This is a genomic window from Mycolicibacterium bacteremicum (assembly GCF_002086115.1).
GTDB lineage: Bacteria > Actinomycetota > Actinomycetes > Mycobacteriales > Mycobacteriaceae > Mycobacterium > Mycobacterium bacteremicum.
On record NZ_MVHJ01000025.1, the window covers coordinates 25,128 to 47,538 of the forward strand.

General features: G+C 69.2%; 19 protein-coding genes. 8 read left to right on the plus strand and 11 right to left on the minus strand.

Annotated elements, in window-relative coordinates; translation table 11 throughout:
• Positions 1–14 precede the first annotated feature (14 nt).
• Positions 15–914, minus strand: coding sequence for an adenylate/guanylate cyclase domain-containing protein (locus BST17_RS22185; RefSeq protein WP_083061068.1), 900 nt, complete (start codon positions 912–914; stop codon positions 15–17).
• 222 nt (positions 915–1,136) lie between these two features.
• Here BST17_RS22185 and BST17_RS22190 point away from each other — a divergent pair, with 222 nt between their 5' ends.
• Together BST17_RS22190 and BST17_RS22195 are read left to right on the plus strand one after the other, a co-directional pair.
• Positions 1,137–2,174: an oxygenase MpaB family protein gene (locus BST17_RS22190; protein WP_083061109.1), complete on the plus strand. Its 1,038-nt coding sequence runs from the start codon at positions 1,137–1,139 to the stop codon at positions 2,172–2,174.
• A 4-nt stretch (positions 2,175–2,178) separates the two neighbouring features.
• Entirely contained in the window at positions 2,179–3,414 is a 1,236-nt protein-coding gene (locus tag BST17_RS22195; RefSeq protein WP_083061069.1) for an acyl-CoA dehydrogenase family protein, read from the plus strand.
• Between the two features lie 74 nt (positions 3,415–3,488).
• On the opposite strand, the gene BST17_RS22200 is transcribed toward BST17_RS22195, so the two are convergent.
• The 4 genes from BST17_RS22200 to infC are packed head-to-tail and all read right to left on the minus strand — an operon-like array spanning position 3,489 to position 5,555.
• Positions 3,489–4,250 (minus strand): TrmH family RNA methyltransferase, encoded by a 762-nt coding sequence (locus tag BST17_RS22200; RefSeq protein WP_083061070.1) that lies wholly within the window; start codon positions 4,248–4,250, stop codon positions 3,489–3,491.
• Between the two features lie 8 nt (positions 4,251–4,258).
• On the minus strand, positions 4,259–4,648 hold the full coding sequence (gene rplT, locus BST17_RS22205) for a 50S ribosomal protein L20 (RefSeq protein WP_011560372.1): 390 nt from the start codon (positions 4,646–4,648) through the stop codon (positions 4,259–4,261).
• 48 nt (positions 4,649–4,696) lie between these two features.
• Positions 4,697–4,891, minus strand: a complete 195-nt coding sequence (gene rpmI, locus BST17_RS22210; RefSeq protein WP_019511535.1) for a 50S ribosomal protein L35 — start codon at positions 4,889–4,891, stop codon at positions 4,697–4,699.
• A gap of 25 nt (positions 4,892–4,916) precedes the next feature.
• Positions 4,917–5,555 (minus strand): translation initiation factor IF-3, encoded by a 639-nt coding sequence (gene infC / locus BST17_RS22215; RefSeq protein ID WP_083061071.1) that lies wholly within the window; start codon positions 5,553–5,555, stop codon positions 4,917–4,919.
• A gap of 254 nt (positions 5,556–5,809) precedes the next feature.
• On the opposite strand from infC, the gene BST17_RS22220 reads away from it, so the two are divergent.
• The 3 genes from BST17_RS22220 to BST17_RS22230 all read left to right on the plus strand — a co-directional run bounded on the left by BST17_RS22220 (position 5,810) and on the right by BST17_RS22230 (position 11,009).
• Positions 5,810–6,169 (plus strand): DUF1844 domain-containing protein, encoded by a 360-nt coding sequence (locus tag BST17_RS22220; RefSeq protein WP_083061072.1) that lies wholly within the window; start codon positions 5,810–5,812, stop codon positions 6,167–6,169.
• Positions 6,170–6,246: 77 nt separating this feature from the next.
• Positions 6,247–9,591, plus strand: a complete 3,345-nt coding sequence (gene lysX, locus BST17_RS22225; RefSeq protein ID WP_083061073.1) for a bifunctional lysylphosphatidylglycerol synthetase/lysine--tRNA ligase LysX — start codon at positions 6,247–6,249, stop codon at positions 9,589–9,591.
• Between the two features lie 41 nt (positions 9,592–9,632).
• A complete protein-coding gene (locus BST17_RS22230; protein WP_407937762.1) occupies positions 9,633–11,009 on the plus strand; it encodes an alpha/beta hydrolase in 1,377 nt (458 codons plus the stop codon).
• On the opposite strand, the gene BST17_RS22235 is transcribed toward BST17_RS22230, so the two are convergent.
• Both BST17_RS22235 and BST17_RS22240 read right to left on the minus strand, forming a co-directional pair.
• Positions 11,003–12,064, minus strand: coding sequence for a hypothetical protein (locus tag BST17_RS22235; RefSeq protein WP_083061075.1), 1,062 nt, complete (start codon positions 12,062–12,064; stop codon positions 11,003–11,005). The two genes, BST17_RS22230 and BST17_RS22235, sit on opposite strands and share 7 nt — an antisense overlap.
• Positions 12,061–13,389, minus strand: a complete 1,329-nt coding sequence (locus tag BST17_RS22240) for a hypothetical protein (protein WP_083061076.1) — start codon at positions 13,387–13,389, stop codon at positions 12,061–12,063. Before BST17_RS22240 ends, BST17_RS22235 begins: the two co-directional genes overlap by 4 nt.
• A gap of 84 nt (positions 13,390–13,473) precedes the next feature.
• Between BST17_RS22240 and BST17_RS22245 the strand changes: the two genes are divergently transcribed.
• Positions 13,474–14,103, plus strand: a complete 630-nt coding sequence (locus tag BST17_RS22245) for a hypothetical protein (RefSeq protein ID WP_083061077.1) — start codon at positions 13,474–13,476, stop codon at positions 14,101–14,103.
• 15 nt (positions 14,104–14,118) lie between these two features.
• Here BST17_RS22245 and BST17_RS22250 read toward each other — a convergent pair whose 3' ends face one another.
• The 3 genes from BST17_RS22250 to BST17_RS22260 form a co-directional block, all read right to left on the minus strand.
• A complete protein-coding gene (locus tag BST17_RS22250; protein ID WP_083061078.1) occupies positions 14,119–15,486 on the minus strand; it encodes a CHAT domain-containing protein in 1,368 nt (455 codons plus the stop codon).
• Positions 15,477–17,174: a hypothetical protein gene (locus BST17_RS22255; protein WP_083061079.1), complete on the minus strand. Its 1,698-nt coding sequence runs from the start codon at positions 17,172–17,174 to the stop codon at positions 15,477–15,479. Before BST17_RS22255 ends, BST17_RS22250 begins: the two co-directional genes overlap by 10 nt.
• A 98-nt stretch (positions 17,175–17,272) precedes the next feature.
• Positions 17,273–17,770, minus strand: a complete 498-nt coding sequence (locus BST17_RS22260; protein ID WP_165762326.1) for a lipoprotein LpqH — start codon at positions 17,768–17,770, stop codon at positions 17,273–17,275.
• A 107-nt stretch (positions 17,771–17,877) separates the two neighbouring features.
• Here BST17_RS22260 and BST17_RS22265 point away from each other — a divergent pair, with 107 nt between their 5' ends.
• Positions 17,878–18,177 (plus strand): hypothetical protein, encoded by a 300-nt coding sequence (locus BST17_RS22265; protein ID WP_083061081.1) that lies wholly within the window; start codon positions 17,878–17,880, stop codon positions 18,175–18,177.
• Positions 18,178–18,189: 12 nt separating this feature from the next.
• A complete protein-coding gene (locus tag BST17_RS22270; protein WP_083061082.1) occupies positions 18,190–19,347 on the plus strand; it encodes a winged helix DNA-binding domain-containing protein in 1,158 nt (385 codons plus the stop codon).
• A gap of 129 nt (positions 19,348–19,476) precedes the next feature.
• Here BST17_RS22270 and uvrA read toward each other — a convergent pair whose 3' ends face one another.
• On the minus strand, positions 19,477–22,395 hold the full coding sequence (gene uvrA, locus BST17_RS22275) for an excinuclease ABC subunit UvrA (RefSeq protein WP_083061083.1): 2,919 nt from the start codon (positions 22,393–22,395) through the stop codon (positions 19,477–19,479).
• Positions 22,396–22,411 lie beyond the last annotated feature (16 nt).

Genomic DNA, 22,411 nt, shown 5'->3' on the forward strand with positions numbered 1-22,411 from the left:
TTCTGAGAGCGACGTCACGCACCCTCGGCGTCCTCGGTCTCGCCGTCGGCGCCGGCCACCTGCGGTAGCGGTTTCACCCAGTACATGACCAGATCCTCGGGCACCCCGCTGGGCCTGGTGGCGAACAACTGCTTGCGCACCCGTTTGGCGCTGATCCCCAACGCCGCGAACTGCTCGGCGTCGATGGCCTCCAGCGTGGTGTGCGAGATGACCAGCCCGCCCTTGGTGGCGCGCTCCATCACCCGGGCCGCGATGTTGACGTCCACCCCGAGCCAGTCCGAACCGATGCGCTGCGGGTGACCGGTGTGGATCCCGGCCCGCATGCGCGGCGTGTACCCGTCCACCTCGACGGTGCTCACCGCATCCAGTGCCGCCAGCACCGCGCGGATGGCCGTCGCCGGATCGGAGAACACCACCATGGCGCCGTCGCCCATCCGCTTCACGATGTGACCGCCCTGGGCCAGCAGCGGCGGCTCGGTCACCTGAGCGACGCGGCGCAGCAGTCGCAGGGTGGCGTCGTCACCGGCCCGCAGCGACCACGCCGAGAAGCCGACCAGGTCGGTGAAGACCAGCGTCATCTCCCGGTTGGCCGGCTTGCCGGAGACGCGCTCGGTCAGCGCCTGCCAGACCTGCAGCGCGCCCAGGCTGATCTCACGGGACACCGCTTCGCGCTCCAGCAGCCGGTCGGCCGCCCGGGCGGCGGCGCGCGGACCGCCCTCGCCTGCCGTCGACAGCGGATCACCGAACTCGGGGTCCCCGGGCAGCGAGCGCCGGGCCCGCCGGATCATGGCGACGACGTCGGCGTTGTGGTTGGTGGCCGACAGCCAGCCGAACGGACCGGGCCGGCGCGGCACCTCGGAGGGCCTGGACTCTGCCGGGCGTGCGGATCGTTCCTCGAACGATTCGGCATCCACAGCGCCACCCTAGGTGGCACCGCCGGTACCGGCAATGACGTCCCGCGACGACCTTGCTCACACCGTGGCGGCGGTGTTGAACGGCCAGGTCACGGCCGCGCGGCGGCCGTATCGCCGCCACATAACGACGCGCCGGCAGGTCGCCCGGTGTCATAGACAACGCGCGTTGTCACGCATATGGTGGCCGGACAACCGTGGTTTTCAAGGCTCGACGAGGACGCCATGACCGCTGCATCGACCGGCCCCGATCCGACCGCTGTCCCGAAGCCGATTCCGCTCGGGCCCGATTCGCTGACGTGGAAGTACTTCGGCGATCTGCGCACCGGCCTGCTCGGCGTGTGGATCGGCTCGATACAGAACATGTACCCCGAGCTCGGCGCCGGCGTCGAGGACCATTCGATCCTGCTGCGCGAGCCGCTGCAGCGGGTGGCCCGCTCGGTGTACCCGATCATGGGTGTGGTCTACGACGGCGACCGCGCGGCCGACACCGGTGCCCAGATCAAGGGCTTCCACCACGACATCAAGGGTGTGGACGGGCAGGGCCGGCGGTATCACGCGCTCAATCCGGAGACCTTCTACTGGGCGCACGCCACGTTCTTCATGTTGATCATCAAGACCGCCGAGTACTTCTGCGGCGGCCTGACCGAGGCCGAGAAGCACCAGCTCTTCGACGAACACGTGCAGTGGTACCGGATGTACGGGATGAGCATGCGTCCGGTGCCGGCGTCCTGGGAGGACTTCCTGGACTATTGGGACCACACCTGCCGCGAGGAACTCGAGATCAATCAGGCCACTCTGGACATCTTCAGCATCCGCATTCCCAAGCCGTGGTTCGTACTCATGCCGACCCCGGTGTGGGACCAGATCTTCAAACCACTGGTGGGGGCGCAACGGTGGGTGGCCGCGGGGGTGTTCGACCCGACGCTGCGGGAGAAGGCCGGGATGCGCTGGACACCCGGCGACGAGATCATCCTGCGGCTGCTCGGCAAGGCGATCGAACTCGCCTTCATCGCGGTGCCGGAGGAGATCCGGCTGCACCCGCGGGCGGTGTCGGCCTACCGCCGGGCCGGCGGGCGCCTCGCCCCCGATGCCCCGCTGGTGGAGGCACCCGGCTTCATGGCGCCGCCGGCCGACCGGCGCGGCCTGCCCATGCACTACCAGCCGCCACACAAGTCCCTGCTCGACCGTGCGGGCTCGTTGCTGCACACCACATTTTCGCTGGCCGGGTTGCGCCCGGCCGCCAAACGGAAGGCTGCCTGACCCGATGCTGGAATGGTCTGATGTCGACATCGCCGTGCGCGATGCGGTGCGTGAGTTCGTCGACAAGGAGATCCGGCCGCATATCGACGCGCTGGAGAGCGGCGATATGGAGCCCTATCCCATCGTCCGCAAGCTCTTCGCGACCTTCGGTATCGATGCCATGGCGCGGGAATCGTTGGAGCGCAGGCTGTCCCGCCTGCGCGATGGCAGCTCCGGCGGCCAGCCGAAATCCTCGGGCGGCATGTTCGGCGGTGGCCCGGATCAGGCCGGTATGGGTTTCGTGCTCATCAGCGAGTTGTGCCGGGTGTCGATGGGAATCGTCACCGGGCTCGGTGTCAGCCTGGGCCTGACGGTGCCGACGATCCAGAGCCGCGGAACCCTTGCCCAGCAGGAGCGTTGGCTCCCCGGGCTGGTGACCTACGAGAAGATCGGCGCGTGGGCGATCACCGAGCCCGACTCCGGCTCGGATGCCTTCGGCGGGATGAAGTCCTACGTGGTGCGCGACGGCGAGGACTACATCCTCAACGGGCAGAAGACGTTCATCACCAACGGGCCCGACGCCGATATCGTCGTGGTCTACGCCAAGCTGGACGAACCGGGCGTCGACAAGCGCGACCGCAAGGTGCTGACCTTCGTGCTGGACCGAGGAATGGAGGGCTTCGTCCAGTCGAAACCGTTCCAGAAGATGGGTATTCATTCCTCGCGCACCGGCGAGCTGTTCTTCAGCAATGTGCGACTGGGCCGCGACCGACTGCTCGGCGAGACCGAGGACAGCGCCTCCGGGGACGGCCGGGACAGTGCCCGCTCCAATTTCTCGGCCGAACGGATCGGCGTGGCGGCGATGGCGCTCGGCGTCATCGAGGAGTGCTTGCGGCTGTCGGTGGACTACGCCAAGAACCGGGTGCTGTGGGGCAAGGAGATCGGCCAGTTCCAGCTGATCCAGCTCAAGCTTGCCACCATGGAGGTGGCTCGGATGAACGTGCGCAACATGCTGTTCCGGGTCATCGAGTCCGCCCAGCAGGGGGCGCCGATCTCACTGGCCGAGGCCTCGGCGATCAAGTGGTACTGCTCGCAGGCGGCCACCGATGTCGCGATGGAGGCCGTGCAGCTGTTCGGCGGCAACGGGTACATGACCGAGTACCGGGTGGAACAGCTGGCCCGCGACGCCAAGTCGCTGATGATCTACGCCGGATCCAACGAGGTGCAGATCACCCATGTGGCGCGGGGGCTGCTCAGCTGATCGTCGGCGAGATTCACGTCGAGGTCGGATTCTGGCCTCGCAGCGTCCGTGATGTGCATCTCGGCGCGGGACGCCTATGAGGAGTGCGCCCGGGAGCTCTGGTACAGGCAGATCGCCGCGGCGGCGGCCACATTGAGACTCTCGGCCCCGCCTGCCATCGGGATTGTCACCCGCACATCGGCGGCCGCGGCGACTTCGGCAGGCAGTCCGTGCGCCTCCGAGCCGAACAGCCAGGCGGTCGGCACCGCCAGGTCCAGATCGGCCAGCGACCGTTCACCGTCCAGCGTCGTGGCCATCACCACAAGCTCGGCGTGCACCAGCTGTGTGATCATCTCGCCCGTGTCGGGGGCCGAGAGCACAGGGACCGAGAAGATGCTGCCGGCCGAGGAGCGCAGGCATTTCGCGTTGTACGGGTCGACACTGTTGCCGGCCAGGATCAGCGCATCGGCGCCCATCGCGTCGGCAAGCCGGATCAGGGTGCCGGCGTTACCCGGATCCGAGGTCTCGACGGCCACCGCGACCAGCCGCGGCTGCTGCAACACCTCGGCCAGCGTCACCTCCGGGATCCGGCAGACGGCGACCAGCCCGACCGGGGTCACCGTGTCCGACAACGCCTTGGCGGCCTTGTCGGTGACGAGGTAGGTCGGTGTGTCACCGAGCAGCGAGCGGAAACGCTGCTCGGCATCGGCGGTGACGAACACCTCGGAAACGAGACCGCGCCGCAACGCTGACTCGACGAGGTTGGGTCCCTCGGCGAGAAAGCGTGCGGCGCGGCGACGTTCAGCGGGTCGCTGCAGCTTGATGGCTGCGGCTACCCGGTCAGCCCGCTCCGTCAACGGAGCGTTCAGGCTGCCTCACCCGACGGGGCGTTGACATCCTCGGGCAGGGCTGCCTTGGCAACCTCGACCAGTGCGGTGAACGCGGCCGCATCGCTCACGGCGATCTCGGCCAGGTTCTTGCGGTCCACCTCGACGCCGGCGGCCTTGAGGCCCTGAATCAGGCGGTTGTAGGTGATGTCGTTGGCGCGGGCCGCGGCGTTGATACGCGAGATCCACAGCTTGCGGAACTCACCCTTGCGCGCGCGACGGTCGCGGTAGGCGTAGGTGAGCGAGTGGAGCTGCTGCTCCTTGGCCTTGCGGTAGAGCCGCGAACGCTGTCCGCGATAGCCCTTGGACGCCTTGAGAACTGTGCGCCGCTTCTTCTGAGCGTTGACTGCGCGCTTCACGCGTGCCATGAGAGTGTTCCTTGTCTAACGGGGTGAAAGTTGGTCGGTGAAGCGGAATTAACCGTTCAGCAGCTTCTTGACGCGCTTGGTGTCGTTGGCGGCCACCACGGTGCGGCCGTCGAGGCGACGGGTCTGCTTGCTCGGCTTGTGCTCGAGCAGGTGGCGCTTGCCGGCCTTCTGCCGGACGACCTTGCCGCTTCCGGTGACGCGGAAGCGCTTGGATGCGCCGCTGTGGGTCTTTGCCTTGGGCATGTGTCCTCAGTTCGTGTGGTGGTGACTAGTTCTGCGGGGTCTCGGGTTCGGCGGGCTTCGCCTCTCCCCCGGACCGCGGTGTCGGGGCGTCGGCATCGTGTGCAGCCTTGGCGCGGGTCTTCGCGCCGCGGTGCGGTGCCAGCACCATCGTCATGTTGCGGCCGTCCTGCTTGGCGGAGGTCTCGACGAAACCGTAGTCAGCGACGTCGGCGCCGAGACGCTGCAGCAGTCGGTAACCCAGTTCGGGGCGGGACTGCTCGCGACCGCGGAACATGATGGTGACCTTGACCTTCGACCCGGCCTCCAGGAAGCGGACCACGTGGCCCTTCTTCGTCTGGTAATCGTGATCGTCGATCTTCGGTCGGAGCTTCTGCTCCTTGACGACGGTCTGCTGTTGGTTCTTGCGAGACTCGCGCTCCTTGAGTGCCGTCTCGTACTTGAACTTGCCGTAGTCCATGATCTTGCACACCGGCGGCTTGGCGTCCGGGGCAACTTCGACAAGGTCGAGATCGGCGTCGACGGCGACGCGGAGAGCATCTTCGATACGGACGATGCCCACCTGCTCGCCGTTCGGTCCGATCAGGCGAACTTCAGGTACGCGGATACGCTCGTTGATGCGGGTCTCAGTGCTGATGGGGCCTCCTACGTTGTCTGCTCGTGCCACGACCGTGTGGAAGGCCGGGCCAGCAGGGAGTCCAACGCCATCAGCAGTTCTGTTCTTCCGAACAGAAAGGCCCTGCATATAGCAGGGCCCGTGCCGACCGATCACGGCTCACGCCGCCTGCGCATGCGCAGAACAGGGCACCCGCAGATGCCTGTGACCGGACCGCTGGACCGGTATGGTCAGCGGTGGGAGCGGGACTCCACTTACTGTCCCTGGCGTTCGCCGGGACGGTCGATCGTGCCACTCTATCAGGCATGACCGACGATCAGAAAACCCAGTCCGCCGAAGACCCGCAGATCAGAGAGCTCGCGGAGATCCCGGCGGTCGAGGTGATCACCCGCTCGGCCGTCATGCTGATGAGCGCGGCCGCCGAGAAGCTGGGCCTGGGCGCCGCGGATCCCGACGACAGCCCGCACCGCGACCTCGACGAAGCCCGCCGGCTCATCACCGCGCTGGCGGGTCTGGTGACCTCCTCGGCAGAGTTCCTGGGCCTGCACGCCGGCCCGCTGCGGGACGGGCTGAAGAGCCTGCAACTGGCATTCCGCGAGGCCAGCGCCGCGCCGGAGGAACCGGGGCACGGGCCCGGCGAGAAATACACCGGCCCGGTCTGGTGAGGCGGCCCGACACCCGCCGCGCTCAGGAGTCCGCAGAAACACCCATCTGAGCCGGTAAGCGCATATTCTCGCGCCCTATGACGGCCACCACCACGCAGCCCCCGTCGGCCCACTCTCCCGCTCCCCGCCGACCCTCCGGATTTGCCTGGGTGCCCGTCGCTGCGGGGTGGATCGTCGGCGTCATCGCGACCCTGTCGTTGGTGGCGAGCATCTCGCCGTTCGTGCGCGCGGTGATCCGGGTGCCGCGCGAATTCGTCAACGACTATCTGTTCAACTTCCCCGACACCAGCTTCGCCTGGGCGTTCGTCCTCGCCCTGCTGGCCGCCGCGCTCGCGGCGCGCAAGAGCATCGCCTGGTGGATCCTGGTGCTCTACATGGTCGCCGCGGTCGCGGTGAACATCATCGACCTGGCCACCGGCGACGAAACCGTCATGGCGGAGTTCGGTGAGGTCATCGGGCTGGTGTTCCATCTGGCCGCCATCGGATTCCTGATCCTGGCCCGCCGCGAGTTCTGGGCCAAGGTGCGCCGCGGCGCCCTGATCAAGGCGATCGGCACGCTGCTGGCCGGGATGGCGACCGGCATTCTGATCGGCTGGGGTCTGGTGGAACTGTTCCCGGGCTCCCTGGAACCGGACTATCGGCTCGGCTACGCCGCCAACCGCGTCGTCGCATTCTCCGGGGTCGACGCCGAAGTCTTCGACGGTCAGCACCCCGGGGTGCTGGTGCGGGCGCTGCTGGGGCTGTTCGGCGCGTTGGCACTGATGGTCGCCGCGATCGTGCTGTTCCGTTCCCAACGCGCCACCAACGCGTTGACCGGGCCGGACGAATCGGCCATCCGCGGCCTGCTGGAGCTCTACGGCAAGAACGATTCACTGGGGTACTTCGCGACCCGCCGGGACAAGTCCGTGGTGTTCGCGCCCAACGGCCGGGCCGCGGTGACCTACCGCGTCGAGGTGGGCGTGTGCCTGGCCAGCGGTGACCCGGTCGGCGATCCGAAGGCCTGGCCGGCCGCCATCGGCGCCTGGCTCAAGCTCTGCGAGTCCTACGGGTGGGCGCCCGGCGTGATGGGGGCCAGTGCGGCGGCGGCGCAGGCGTTCCGGGACGCCGGCCTCAACGCCATCGAACTGGGTGACGAGGCGATCCTGCATCCGGACCGGTTCAAGCTGTCCGGCCCGGACATGAAGCCGGTGCGGCAGGCCGTCACCCGGGCCCGGCGGGCCGGACTGACGGTCCGCATCCGCAGGCACCGCGACCTGACCGCCGATGCGATGGCGATGGTGATCGCCCGGGCCGACGAATGGCGCGACACCGAGACCGAACGCGGTTTCTCGATGGCGTTGGGCCGCCTCGGCGATCCGGCCGACGGTGACTGCCTGTTGGTCGAGGCGGTGACCGACGGCGGGTCCGACGGCTCCGCGGATCAGGTCGTCGCGATGCTGTCGTTGGTGCCGTGGGGCACCAACGGGGTGTCGCTGGACGTCATGCGCCGCTCGCCGCAGTCTCCCAACGGCACCATCGAACTGATGGTCAGCGAGCTGTGCCTGCAGGCCGAGGACCTCGGCATCAGCCGTATCTCACTGAACTTCGCGATGTTCCGCTCGGCCTTCGAACAGGGCGCCCAACTCGGCGCGGGCCCGGTCGCGCGACTGTGGCGGGCCCTGCTGGTGTTCTTCTCCCGGTGGTGGCAGCTGGAGACGCTGTACCGGTCGAACATGAAGTACCAGCCGGAATGGGTACCGCGCTACGCCTGCTACGAGGAGACCCGGGAGATCCCCCGGGTCGGGGTGGCCTCGGTGATCGCCGAGGGATTCCTGGTGCTGCCGTTCTCACGGCGCAAGGACCACACCGGCGAACACGTCGCCGCACCGAAGGTGTTGGTGGACAGCGGCCTTCTGCACGGCGACGGCAGCGCACCCGATGTCAGCGCACTGGCCGAGGACCTGCCCGGCGCCGACGAGCACCGGCTGCCCGAGCAGGTGCGGGTCCGGATGGCGAAGCTGAAGGCGCTGCAGGACAACGGTGTCGACGCCTACCCCGTCGGGGAGGCACCCAGCCACACCGTCGCGGAGGCGCTGGCCACCACCGCAGCCGATGTGACCGTCACGGTGGCCGGCCGGATCCTGCGACTGCGCGATTACGGCGGTGTGCTGTTCGCCCAGCTGCGCGACTGGTCCGGGGACGTGCAACTGCTGCTGGATGATTCGCGACTGACCGTCGGCCACAATGCCGACTTCACCTCTGCGATCGACCTCGGCGATCTGATCGAGGTGACCGGAACCATGGGCCGCAGCCGGTCCGGCACACCATCGCTGCTGGTCACCCGGTGGCGGTTGATCGGCAAGTGCCTACGTCCACTGCCCGACAAGTGGAAGGGGCTCACCGACCCCGAGGCCCGGGTCCGCACCCGCTATGTCGACCTGGCCATCAACACCGACGCGCGCGACCTGATCACCGCCCGCAGCCGGATCCTGCACGCCATCCGGGAGACGCTGGTGGGCAAGGGTTTCCTCGAGGTGGAGACACCGATCCTGCAGCAGATCCACGGCGGTGCCAACGCCCGGCCCTTCGTCACCCACATCAACGCCTACGACCTGGACCTCTACCTGCGGATCGCGCCGGAGCTCTACCTCAAGCGGCTGTGCGTCGGCGGGGTGGAGCGGGTCTTCGAACTGGGCCGCGCCTTCCGCAACGAGGGCGTCGACTTCAGCCACAACCCGGAGTTCACGCTGCTGGAGGCCTACCAGGCACACGCCGACTACAACGTGTGGATGCACGGCTGCCGGCAGCTCATCCAGAACGCCGCGGCGGCGGCCAACGGATCCCAGGTCGTCATGCGTCCCGGCGCCGACGGCGCCCTGGAGGCGGTCGACATCTCCGGGGACTGGCCGGTGAAGACGGTGCACGGCGCGGTGTCCGAGGCGCTCGGCACCCAGATCGGTCCCGACACCGACCTGGACACCCTGCGCTCGCTGTGCGACGGCGCGGGTGTGCCGTACCTGACGCACTGGGACGCCGGCGCGGTCGTGCTCGAACTCTATGAGCGCCTCGTCGAGGGCCAGACCGAGCATCCGACGTTCTACAAGGACTTCCCCACCTCGGTGTCCCCGCTGACCCGGCCGCACCGCAGCATCCCCGGCGTCGCCGAACGCTGGGATCTGGTGGCCTGGGGTGTCGAATTGGGCACCGCCTACAGCGAACTCACCGACCCGGTCGAGCAGCGGCGACGATTGCAGGAACAGTCACTGCTGGCCGCCGGCGGTGATCCGGAGGCAATGGAACTCGACGAGGACTTCCTGCAGGCCCTCGAATACGCGATGCCCCCGACCGGCGGACTGGGCGTGGGCGTCGACCGTGTCGTCATGCTGATCACCGGCCGCAGCATCCGGGAGACGTTGCCGTTCCCGCTGGCCAAGCCGCGCTGAGGTCACAGCAACCTTCCAGCAAGACGCGCCACGATGGATGCGTGACCCACCCGACGCTGATGTCGCTCACCCACGGATGGGTGCCGGCCATCGTGCAACTCGTCACCGCCGCAGTCGTGTTGTTCGCCCTTCGCCGGCAACGCCCCTGGGTGCTGCTGACCGCGGCCGCGGTCGGGCTCATGGCGATCGTGACCGCGCACTGGTACATCAACAGCCAGGGCCTGGCCGGCGAGCCCGCTCCACCGGCGCTGTGGATCTGGGTGGGCACCACCGGGTTCGCCTGTTGCGCACTGCTTGTCGGCTGGCGTGGCACACGGTTGCTGCGGCGGGCGGCGTTGTTGGGCGCGGTGCCGTTGTGCACACTGTGCGCGGCGTTGGCGGTGAACCTCTGGACCGGCTACTTCCCCACGGTCGGCTCGGCCTGGGGCACACTCACCGACGGGCCGCTGCCCGATGAGACCGATATCGCCACCGTCGCCGCCTACCACGTCGGACATGCTTTGCCGCCCAAGGGATCACTGGTGGTCGTCGACACCGGTGACGCGGGCTCGGGTTTCAAACACCGCAGCGAACTGGTCTATCTACCGCCGGCCTGGTTCGCCTCGGATCCGCCACCGAAGCTCCCGGCGGTCATGATGATCGGCGGTGAGTTGAACACCCCGGAGGACTGGGCGCGCGCCGGGTCGGCCGTACAGACCGTCGACGCGTTCGCCGCCCAGCACCACGGCAACGCGCCGGTGCTGGTGTTCGCCGATGTGGCGGGCGCCTTCAGCAACGACACCGAATGCGTCAACGGTGTCCGCGGCAATGTCGCCGACCACCTGACCAAAGATGTTGTGCCGACCGTGGTGTCGAAATTCGGTGTCAGCGCCGACCCGGCGAACTGGGGGGTCGCGGGCTTCTCGATGGGCGGCACCTGTGCGGTAGACCTCGTCGCGATGCACCCGGAGAAATTCTCCACCTTCGAGGACATCGCCGGTGACCTGGCCCCCAACACCGGCACCAAGGAACAGACCATCGAGCGACTGTTCGGCGGCAACGCGGCCGCCTACGACGAATTCGACCCGGGCACCGCCATCACCAGGCACGGCTCCTACACCGGGGTCGCCGGCTGGTTCGCCGTCAACGGCGCCGGGGTCTCACCACCCCCGCCGCAGGCCGCCGACGCGAAGACGCTGTGCGACATCGGTACCGCGCACGGGATCGAGTGTGCGGTGATCACCCGGCCCGGAAATCATGACTGGGCCTACGCGGGTGCCGCTTTCGGCGAGGCGCTGCCGTGGCTGGCCGCCAGGGTGCACACTCCCGATGTCGCCCCGGTGGCGATGCCGGTGGCACCCGCTCCGGCCGGCCCGCCGCCGATCGCCCCGCCCGCCCCGCACACCCAGCCGGTGGCCGCGGTGCAGCCGGGTCAGTAGTCCGACTCGGCGGCCAGCACCTCGGCCAGGAAAGCGTCGTCGGGGCCCGCGAGCCGGCGGCGGGCGAACACCCGCAACCGCTCGCGCGCGGCCCGGTCCTCACCGTCCCCGGCGCCCAGTGTCACCGCTGCGGTGCTCCAATCATGGTTCCACGCAGCCGTTTCCGAGATCGGCAGCACCAGCCTGGCGGTACCGTCCCCGGACAACACCCCGTCGGCGGCAAGCTCACCGCTGCGCAGCCGCACCGCGATGCCGTCAGCGGGCGCGGTGACCGCGGCGCGCACGTCGACCACGACCGCCCCGGAATCGGCGGCGCGCACCGACCAGGTGACGGTGTCCTCGGCCGCGTCGAACACCGCGGGCGGTACCGCACTCCAACTCACCGACGCGGCACCGCCGGCGATCATCCCCGCGGTCGCGAACTTGCCCGCGCCGGCCGCCAGCGCGTAATCGTCACGACGCCGGGCCGTCGGCGCCTCGATCGGGTCGTGGTCGGGCCAGTCCGCGAGATCGGCGCAGGCGGACACCAGTTCGGCGATCCGCGGGTCATCGGAGCGTTGCCGGCCGGCCAGCGCGCTCAGGTGCGGCGCCAGCAGCGCCTCGACATCGGAGTCGAGGGTGTCCTCGACGAAGAAGTCCTCGACCGCCGCGGTCAGCAGCGCGAGCTCGGCATCCAGCACCGCCGCATCCAGCTCCACGATCGAATCCCGCGCGCTGGCCGGCCACCACCGGCGTAACCAGTGCCCCAGCGCCAGCCGGCGCAGTGGTGCCAGCGCCTGCGGGTCAAGGGTCACACCGGGCACCTCAAGGACCGATTGCGGATCGGCGGGCGCGCCGCGTACGGCATCGAGCAGCGCCACATGACCGGCCGCACCGGTCACCCGCCACAGCCAGTCGGCGGCGGCGATATCGGTGAAGGTGAGCTGCACCGGTGCGGCGGGATCGTCGACGGTCCAGGCCAGGATCGCACCGGCGACCTCCAGCACCGCCACGGCCGGCGGTCCGGCGAGCGGCCCGCCGGTGGCCCAGAGCCCGTCTTGCGCGGTCAGCCTCATCGGATCGCCGCCAGCTCCAGCATCGCCTTGATGCGCTGGCGGTGATCGAGGCTGACCGACCGCGCCACCCCCTCGAGCAGGGCGCGCACCTCGTCGACATCCGCGCAACTCTCCTGCCAGACGTCTCGGCCGTGCAGCCGGGCCCACAGCCGGCTCAGATAGGGCCGCGCGAAGGTCGCGAGCTCATCGGTGACCTGCTGCTGGCGTGGGTGCAGCGCCGCCCCGGCGGCCAGATATCGGCGCGCGTGCAGGACGTAGGCCTCCTTGCGCAACCGGGCCTGAACCTGGGCTGCCAACCGGTATCTCGGCGCCGCCGCCTCGTCCAGCGGTGCGAGCTCGACGGCGATCTCGATGCCGGCGACCAGTGTTGCCTGGATGTCCTCGGCCAGCAGTCCCCACGGGGCGCAGCAGCGGTCGACCTCCTCGGCGCACAACAACGGCACCTCCGGCAGCTCATCGCGATCCAGCGCCCGCCGCAGTGTGGCCCGCACCCGGTCGACCACGCTGCGGTTCAGCGGCCGGTCCGTGTCGGTCCCGCCGTGGACGGGCGGGGGCGCCTGCGGCACGGTGGAACTCAATCCGACCTCCGTCAGCGACCAGGGCAGATCGGGGTCGGGATGGTGGGCGCGGGCCCCCAGGTTGTAGGGGGTGGCATCTGCCACCAAAGCCGACCAGACCCGTTGCCGGGCAACCGATTCACCGTGCGACGCAGCGTCACCGAGCACGGTGGACAGACCCGCCAGGAACGGGTCGGTGATGGCTGCCGACGGCGTCACATCGGCCCAGCTGCGGGTGAGCTGGGCGGTCAGCCCGGTCACCGTCCGCTCATCGGCGATGTGGCGGTTGAGCACTTCGATGGCGTTGCGATCACGGTCGTCGTGGATGTCCCGCAACACGGCCACCGCGGTATCGGTATCGCCGGGCACCGGGGCGCCTCTGGTGACCGCGAGTTCGAAGCACACCGGGAAGTACAACTCCTGGGCGTTGCCGGTGGTCAGCCGCAGCTTACGGCGCTGGGACTTCAGCACCGCGAACCATTCCGCGGTGGCACACAGCACGGCGCTGTGGTCCAGGATCGCCCGGTACATCTGCTCTGCCACCTCGGCCGCGACCACCGGCGCGGAGAACTGCGGATTGGACCGCAGCCGCAGCACCAGCGGATCGAGGATCCGTTTGACGGTGCGACTCAGCGGACCGCCGTCATCGCTGCTGAGCACCTGGACACCGGGTCCGATCGCCCGCCAGGCGCGGTCGATGACGGCCCGGCGCGGCTGGGCCGGCGCCGCATCGGCGACCCGCGCGGTCGTCTCGGGGACGGTGCTCACCCGATCAGGATAGGCAGACGGCGCCGCCGTCAGCGAACGAAAAGTTGGGTTCGGTAGCGGCGCAGCCACCCGAGTATCGATCCCATGTCCGACAGCCTGTTGATCCTGCTGCTCCTCGCCTGCGCCACCGGCGGCGCCGCGTCGCTACTCGCCTGGGCCCGCACCCGGACCACCGAATCGCCGTCACCGACCGCGACCGCAGTGGGTATCGGCACCGTCGCGTGCGTGACCGACCGCATCACCGTCGAGGTGGAAAGCGTGTGCGGACAGAAGTTCACCGGCCGGCTGCTGGCACCCGACGATCCGGTGACCGCGGCCATCCGTCCCGGGGTGGTGCTGCTGGTGGCCTTCGATCCGGCTGCGCGGGAGGATCTTTCACTGGCCGACGACATGATGGCCGTCCGCGCCGCGTTCGACCGGATGCTGGTCGGCAAGGGCCTGGTGACCGACGAGCAGCTCGACCTGATCCGGCACGGCGTCAAGGGTGCCGGGGTGGTGACGGCGGCCCATCCGACGGGGACCACGCGCGAGGATTACCGGGAGGTGGTGCTCGACCTGATGGTGCGCAGGCCCGAGGGCGGGCAGTTCCCCGCGCACGAGACGACGCTGATCCCGGTGACCTCGCTGTCGCGGGTGTCACCCGGGGCGGTGATCGACGCGTACTACCGCCGCGGCGACGAGTCGTCGGTGGCGGTCTGCGTCCCACCCGCATGAAGCGGCTGGCGATCCTCAGCCGACCGAGAAGCTGACCAGCGCACCCCAGTACACCGGGTTGGCGCGCCGGTCCCCCGCCCGCCACCGGTCCAGTTGCTCGCGCTGCCAATGGTTGACCGCGCAGGCCGCCTCGATATCGGTCCCGGCCTGGTGCGCGGTGTCGACCGCGGCGATGGTCACTCCCATCGGGTCGGGGTGCACCCCGTCGGTGAAGCGGCGGTAGCCGGCGCTGGTGGGCAGCGACCACAGTGTCGCCGTCACCAGTTCCGCACCACCGAGCACCATGGCGGCGACCAGGCCGGTGGCCTCGTCGAAACGGTAGTCACCACCGGAAGCGCACGCCAACAGGGCAATCCGGGTGGGGAACGTCAGATCTGCGGTCAACAGATCGGCCGCGGTCAGCGGACGGTGATCACCGATCGGGTCGCCGTAACCGGGCACCGTGGCGCGGCAGGCCAGGTGCAATGCGGCGCGTTCCGCGTGTCCCACCCCGCCGTCGGTGTCGGCGCGGCGGGCGGTGTCGCCGGCACTCGCGTGCCCGACGAACATCAGCCGGCCGGGCCGTTGCGCCAACGCCGCGGCCAGCCAGTGGCGGTCGACATCGGGGCGCCGGAACAGCTCGACGGCGGCGTCGACACGGGGCAATACCGGTCGGCTGCCCAGCAGGTCGGTGTAGTGCAGGGCCAGCAGGGTGTCCGGCGCCGGCCGGCCCAGCACCGAGCCCAGTGCCGAATCCGGCCGTTGGCCGGGCACCCGCGGATCCAGGATCAGCAGCGGATCACGTTCGGGGGCCGGCTGGTTGCGCCGACGGATCCGGGCGATGTTGGCGGGCACCGCCATCAACACCTCGGCGAGTTCCAGCAGCCGCCGTCCGGTGCTGAGCTCCTCCGGATCGCCCGCCGGCCAGGGGATGACCGCCGGCTGCGGGCCGTCGGGGGTGATGGCGTCCTGGCGGGCCTGCAGCATCGCATGGACGTCCGGCCGCAGCAACGGCTCGGCCAGCAGCCCCCACGGTATGCGGCCCAGCCGGGCGCTCGGCGCGATGTAGAGCAGCGGCCGGCTACCGGCGTGCTCGTCGAGCAGCCGCCAGCCGGCGGGCCCGAGCAGCAGTACACCGAGGCGGTAGGCAAGCATCGATTCCGTTGCCGCCGTGGTGAAGGCGCCCGTCGACAGGGCCCGCTGCAGGGCCTCGACCGGTGATTCGGCACCGCGTGGATCGGGTAGCGCACCGGCGACCTCGTCGAGCGCCGCCAGCAGGATCGTCTCCTCGACCACCCAGGTGACGGTGCGGTCCGGGCTGCCGACCACGCGCAGGCTGGCGTAGGTGGCTATCCCGACATCGGCGTAACGCAGGATCAGCGTGGGCCGGCCGGTCACACCCATGTCGGCCAGGCCGGCTCGTCGGTGGTGATGGTGCGGCCGTAGCGCTGCCGGGCCAGCGCCAGGTACGGGCCGAGGATGGGTTCGGCGCCGGGATCCATCTGCAGCGGTGGCAATGGGCCGAGGCGGGTCAGCGACGGCCCACCCGCGGCCGTTCCGGCGGCGACATCGGCGAGTTCGGGTTCGGGCAGTTCGACGTCGCTGTCCAACAGCACCGCCTGCGCCCCGGCCCAGATCGCCGCCTCCGGCTCCGCATTGCTGTCGGTGCTGAAACTTCCCCTGGCGCTGTGATATTCGATGAGCTCCGCGGTCAGCGCGGTGTTCTCCCATTCCCAGGCCACCGCAAAGGCGCCGGCCAGCATCGGCGCCGACACCCGGGCGGCCCACTGGGCGCGGGCATCGGCATCGGCGATGGCGTGGCGCACCGAGTCCACGGCCAACGCGGCGGGAACCTTGAGCAACGCCGCCTGTTCCAACTTGCCCATGGCGCGGACGAAGCCGGGGCTGTCGGTTTCGGCGTTCGTGGTGCCCAGCGAGGCGGCGTGCTTGGCCTCCACCTCGTCCCAGCTGTCGTCGGGGTCGCCGGATCCGTCGAATCCCATGTCGGCCAGCGCATCGGCGCGCCAGACGGTACCCAGCTGATCATCGAGGCGCGCGTACTGCAGCCAGGTGCTGCGCGGCCACTCGTCGAGCAGTGTGCGGGCCTGCGCGATGAGTTCGACGGCGTCGCCGAAGCGACCGAAGAAGATCGGGATCCAGCTCCGCTGCACCAGGATGCGATGGGTGTGCAGGGGCTTGCCCAGCTCGCGCCAGTGCCGCTCGGCGTGTGCCCAGCACTGATCGGCCTCCTCCAGGGCACCCGAGGCGAGCTTGGTGAATCCGAGATAGAACCAGCTCCGGGACACATCGTGGGCGCGCGCGTAGCGCGCGATGACGGGGTAGGCCTCGTTGATCAGCTGCTCGACCGCGGTGTGGTCACCACGCGACCAGTTACCGATCGCGCGTTCCAGCTTCGTTCTGGCGGTGTCGAGTTCCCATCCGTTCGACTCGGCGCGGGCGCCTGCGCGGCGCAGCCACGGCTCGGCCTCCTCCAGCCGACCGGTCTGTATGCAGAAGCCGCCGTAGCCGATACCGGCGAGCACGAGCAGCCGGTCCTGCTCACCGCCGGATACGGCCGCGAGGTCCAGATTCTCGATCACCTGCTGCCACAGCGGCATGGCCAGATGATGCAGATCGTCGTCGGCGAGCGCCTGCGCGCACAGGATCTGGGCGCGGGACACCAGAAACCGTTGCTCACCAGCGAGATCCGCGGGTCCGGATACCGCGCTCAACGCGGCCAGCACGACAGCGGCTACTTCGTGCTCACCGCGGGCGGCGCACAGCCCGGCCTGCAGGAAGTCGGCACGGCGGGCGTAGCGGCAGAGCATGTGCTCGGTCCCGGCGTCGCGCTCCGGTAGCGATCGATAGGCCTCGACACAGTCGCAGATCCGCGTGATGCACTCGGCGACACCGTCATAGGCGGTCCGCACCAGGTAGATCTCACCGAGCTGGGCGAACACCTCCAGGGCGAGGTCGTCACGGTCGGCCTCTTCGATCAGGGGTAGCTGCGCAAGCAGCAGATCCTTGGCCGCCGACTCGTCGGATGCCCACGCCAGCCGACGGGCCTGCTGGAGGGCATCGGTGATCGACACGGCGTCATCATAGGACGGCCGAAGGCGGCGGACGCGTTTCCGCGCCCGCCGCCCATCGCCCGCCCAGCCGCCCGGTGCCGGCGGCGTGGCGCGGTGTATCAGCTGCAGCTGACCTTGATCTCGAACTTCTTGGTGATCATCCCGGCCATCGGGTTCTTCAGGTCCGCACCGGTGGCCTCACCGGTGATCGTGTAGGTGCTGCCATCGACCTTCACCTCGGCCGATCCGGTGCTCGCGCCACCCATCGCAGCCACGGCCAGCGCATTGCCGTCCACCACCAGACCCACCGATTCGACCTTGGGGGTGGCCTCGTCGGTCATCACCACACCGAGACCCTGCTGGCCGCCGATGGCGCCGCTGGCGACGTTGATCTTCCCGCCGGCCTTGACACAGGTCACCGAGTTCAGGTCCAGGCCGGCGAGGTCCTGACCCTCGACCTTGACCTCGGTGTCACCACCGGTGGCGACCTGCGCGGTGCTGTTGCCCGCGCTCGACGACGCGGCTGGCTCGCTGCCCTTGTCATCGGAGCAGCCGACCAGGATGGTCGTCGCGGCGAGCATTCCGATGCCGGCGGCCAGAACGCGATTCTTCGTCATGTGTGTCCCCTTCATTCGCCCGTCGCCCCAGTGGCGCCGTCGTGGGACCAGTACATCCGCGCCCGATTGCTACCGATCCCAAACTTCGGTGCGGGTACGGTGACCACATGCCCGATGAGCAGCAGTCTTCTGTTGATGAGCCGCTCGACGCGGACATCGTCCCGGTGGATCCCGCGCCGCCGGTGTCCATCCCGGCCGACACCGGTTACACCGAATCGGGTGTGCCGACCTTCGATGCGCTGCGCGAGAAGATCGAGACCCGGGTCGGCACCGCGATGGGCGACCAGGAGTTGGCCGAGGAGACGCCGGAGGGCCGGTCGGTCGCCGAGCAGTACGACGCCCGGCAACGCGCCGCTGCCGACCGATTGGCGCAGATCCGCCAGTCCATGAAGAACGACCAGGATTGACGTGGCCTAGCGGTGCGGGTCTTCACCGTCGCCGAGCGGCGCGCCCGATTGGGGCGACGGCATTTCCTGTCCGCGCCGGGCGCCTCGGTCGACGAGGTGACGGCGGCGCTGGTGGGTTTGCACGCCACCGATCCGACCACCCCGTACCTGTCGCTGTGGGCCCGGGTGCCGGGGTTCCAGCGTGCCGACCTGGATACCGCCCTCTACGAAGATCGGCGGCTGGTGCGCCAGGTCGCCATGCGGCGGACCCTCTGGGCGGTGCCGACGACCCGGTTGCCCGCCGTGCAGGTGGCCTCCAGCGATCGGGTGGCCGACACCGAGAGCCGCAAGTTGATCGCCGATGTGCAAAAGGCCGGGGTCGCCGCCGACGGGTCGGCCTGGCTGGAGTCGGCGTGTGCCGCCGTGCTCGGCCACCTCGATGACAACGGCCCGACGGGTGCGGCCGATCTGCGCGCCGCGCTGCCCGAGCTGGCCGGAACCTGGGATCCCGCGCCCGGAAAGCCCTGGGGCGGTGCCACTGCGCTGGCTCCGCGGGTGTTGACGGTGCTCGATGTGCGCGGCGACATCGTCCGTGGCCGCAATCAGGGTGGCTGGACGTCGTCGCGGCCGCTGTGGTGCTCGACCCGCGGATGGCTCGGCGACCTGTCACCGGCCAAATCCGATTCCGCGGCAGCCGAGTTGGTGCGCACCTGGTTGCGCGCTTTCGGCCCGGCCACGGTGGCCGATGTCAAGTGGTGGTTCGGGCACACCCTCGGTTGGGTGCGCCGGGCACTCGTCGATATCGGCGCCGTCGAGGTGGACCTGCACGGCACGCCGGCGGTGGCGTTACCCGACGATCTGGACGTCGAACCCGAGCCCGAGCCGTGGGTTGCGTTGCTACCGGGTCTGGATGTCACCACCATGGGGTGGACCGAGCGCGACTGGTATCTGGACGGCCACCGCGAGCAGGTCTTCGACACCCGCGGCAATGCCGGTCCGACGGCATGGGTCGACGGTCGGGTGGTCGGCGGCTGGCGGCAGACCGAGGACGGCCGGGTCGAGGTGCAGGTCATCGGCGATGTCAGCCGCGACGCCCGAAAACTCCTGCAGCGCAAGGGTGACGAACTCAGCGAATGGCTCGACGGGACGCGGATCAGGCCGCGGTTCCCGTCGCCGCTGACAAAAGCCTGACCGGCGGCGCCCGGCCGCGCAGGTCTCGCGTGCGTGGGGATGAAACACACCCCGCGCCGAGACAATGCCTCCGCAGTATCCAGCCACAGGGACTCGCCGCGGCCCGGCACCTCGCGCCCGCGGCGAGCCTCAGGCGCTGACCTTGCTGCGGCGCCGCCGCGTCTTGGCCGCCGGCACCTGCTCGACCGGCGCCGGTTCGAGCATCTCCACCAGGAACTGCCCGGTATAGCTCTCGGGGGTGGCGGCGACATCCTCCGGGGTGCCCTGCGCGACGACGGTGCCGCCGCCCGCGCCACCCTCGGGGCCCATGTCGACGATCCAGTCCGAGGTCTTGATGACGTCGAGGTTGTGCTCGATGACGATGACCGTGTTGCCCTTGTCGACCAGGCCGTTGATCACCTTGAGCAGCTTGCGGATGTCCTCGAAGTGCAGGCCGGTGGTCGGCTCGTCGAGGATGTACACGGTGCGGCCGGTGGAGCGCTTCTGCAGTTCGGCGGCCAGCTTCACGCGCTGGGCCTCACCGCCGGACAGCGTCGGGGCGGGTTGCCCGAGCCGGACATAGCCGAGACCGACGTCCACCAGCGTCTTGAGGTAGCGGTGGATCGAGGAGATCGGCTCGAAGAAGTCGGTGGCCTCCTCGATCGGCATGTCGAGCACCTCGGAGATGGTCTTGCCCTTGTAGTGCACCTCGAGGGTCTCCCGGTTGTACCGGGCGCCGTGGCAGACCTCGCACGGCACATAGACATCCGGCAGGAAGTTCATCTCGATCTTGAGCGTGCCGTCACCGGAGCAGGCCTCGCACCGGCCGCCCTTGACGTTGAACGAGAAGCGGCCCGGTTGATAGCCGCGCACCTTGGCCTCGGTGGTGGCCGCGAACAGCGTGCGGATCTTGTCGAACACGCCGGTGTAGGTCGCCGGGTTGGACCGCGGCGTCCGCCCGATCGGCGACTGGTCGACCCGCACCAGCTTGTCGAGTTGGTCGATGCCGTTGATACGGGTGTGCCGGCCGGGCACCTGCCGCGCACCGTTGAGCTTGTTGGCCAGCACGGTGGCCAGGATGTCGTTGACCAGCGTCGACTTACCGGACCCGGACACCCCGGTCACCGAGGTCAGCACGCCCAGCGGGAACGCCACCTCGACCTCTTTGAGGTTGTGCTCGCGAGCGCCCACCACGGTGAGCTGGCGCTTGCGGTCCACCGGCCGCCGGATCGCCGGCACCTCGATGCTCTCCTTCCCGGAAAGATAAGCCCCCGTGAGGGATTCGGGGTTGCTCAGCAGATCCTTGTAGGAGCCGCTGTGCACGATCCGGCCGCCGTGCTCACCGGCCGCGGGGCCGATGTCGACGACCCAGTCGGCGTGCGCGATGGTGTCGAGATCGTGCTCGACCACGATCAGCGTGTTGCCCAGATTGCGGAGCCGGACCAGGGTGTCGATCAGCTTGCGGTTGTCGCGCTGGTGCAGACCGATGGACGGCTCGTCGAGCACATAGAGCACGCCCACCAGGCCGGAGCCGATCTGGGTGGCCAGCCGGATCCGTTGCGCCTCACCGCCGGACAGCGTCGCCGCCGCCCGCGACAGCGACAGGTATTCCAGGCCGACGTCGAGAAGAAAGCCCAGTCTGGACTGGATCTCCTTGAGCACCTGACCGGCGATGGCGGCCTCGCGAGTGCCGAGGGTGAGCGCGTTGAGGAACTCCGCGCAGTCGGCGATCGACAATTCGGCGACCTCGGCGATGGACTTCGCCCCGTGCGTGCCCGCAGACAGCGTCACGGCCAGGATCTCGGGCTTGAGGCGGGTTCCGGCGCACTCCGGGCACGGGATGTCCCGCATGAAGCCCTCGTAGCGCTCCTTCATCTGTTCGGAGTCGGTCTGCTCCATCCGGCGTTGCAGGAACGCCAGCACACCTTCGAAGTCGGCGTAGTACGACCTGGTACGTCCGTACCGGTTCTTGTAGCGCACATGCACCTGATGGTCGGAGCCCTCCAGGATGGCCTTGCGGGCCTTGGCGGGCAGCTTCTTCCACGGCGTGTTGACGTCGAAACCCAGCTCGTCGCCGAGGCCCGACATCATCCGGGTGAAGTACTCGGCGGTGTGTCCCATCGACCACGGGGCCACCGCACCCTCGGCCAGCGTCAGGTCCGGGTCCGGCACCACGAGGTCCGGGTCGACCTCTTTCTTGATGCCCAGACCGGTGCACTCCGGGCAGGCGCCGTAGGGCGAGTTGAACGAGAACGACCGGGGCTCGAGGTCGTCGACGGCCAGCGGGTGTCCGTTGGGGCAGGCCAGCTTCTCCGAGAAGCGCTGTTCGCGGTGCGGATGGTCATCCGCACGGTCGACGAAGTCGAGCACCACGATGCCGTCGGCCAGGCCGAGTGCGGTCTCCACCGAGTCGGTGAGCCGCTGCTTGGACGATGCCTTCACGGTCAGGCGGTCGACGACCACCTCGATATCGTGCTTCTCCTGCTTCTTGAGCTTCGGCGGCTCGGTCAGCGGATACACCACGCCGTCGACGCGCACGCGGCTGTAACCCTGGCTGTTGAGCTTGTCGAACAGGTCGACGAACTCGCCCTTGCGGGTGCGCACGACGGGCGCGAGGACCTGGAACTTGGTGCCGTCCTCCATGGCCAGCACCTGGTCGACGATCTGCTGCGGGGTCTGCCGGGCGATGCGCTCACCGCAGACCGGGCAGTGCGGGGTACCGGCGCGGGCATAGAGCAGGCGCAGATAGTCGTACACCTCGGTGATGGTGCCGACGGTGGAGCGCGGGTTGCGGTTGGTCGACTTCTGATCGATGGAGACCGCCGGCGACAGCCCCTCGATGAAGTCGACGTCGGGCTTGTCCATCTGGCCGAGGAACTGGCGGGCGTAGGCCGACAGCGACTCGACGTAGCGGCGCTGCCCCTCGGCGAAGATGGTGTCGAAGGCCAGAGAGGACTTCCCCGAGCCGGACAGGCCGGTGAACACGATCAGGGCGTCGCGCGGCAGATCAAGATCGACTCCGCGCAGGTTGTGCTCGCGCGCGCCCTTGACGATCAGACGGTCAGACAACGGGTTTTCCTCCCAA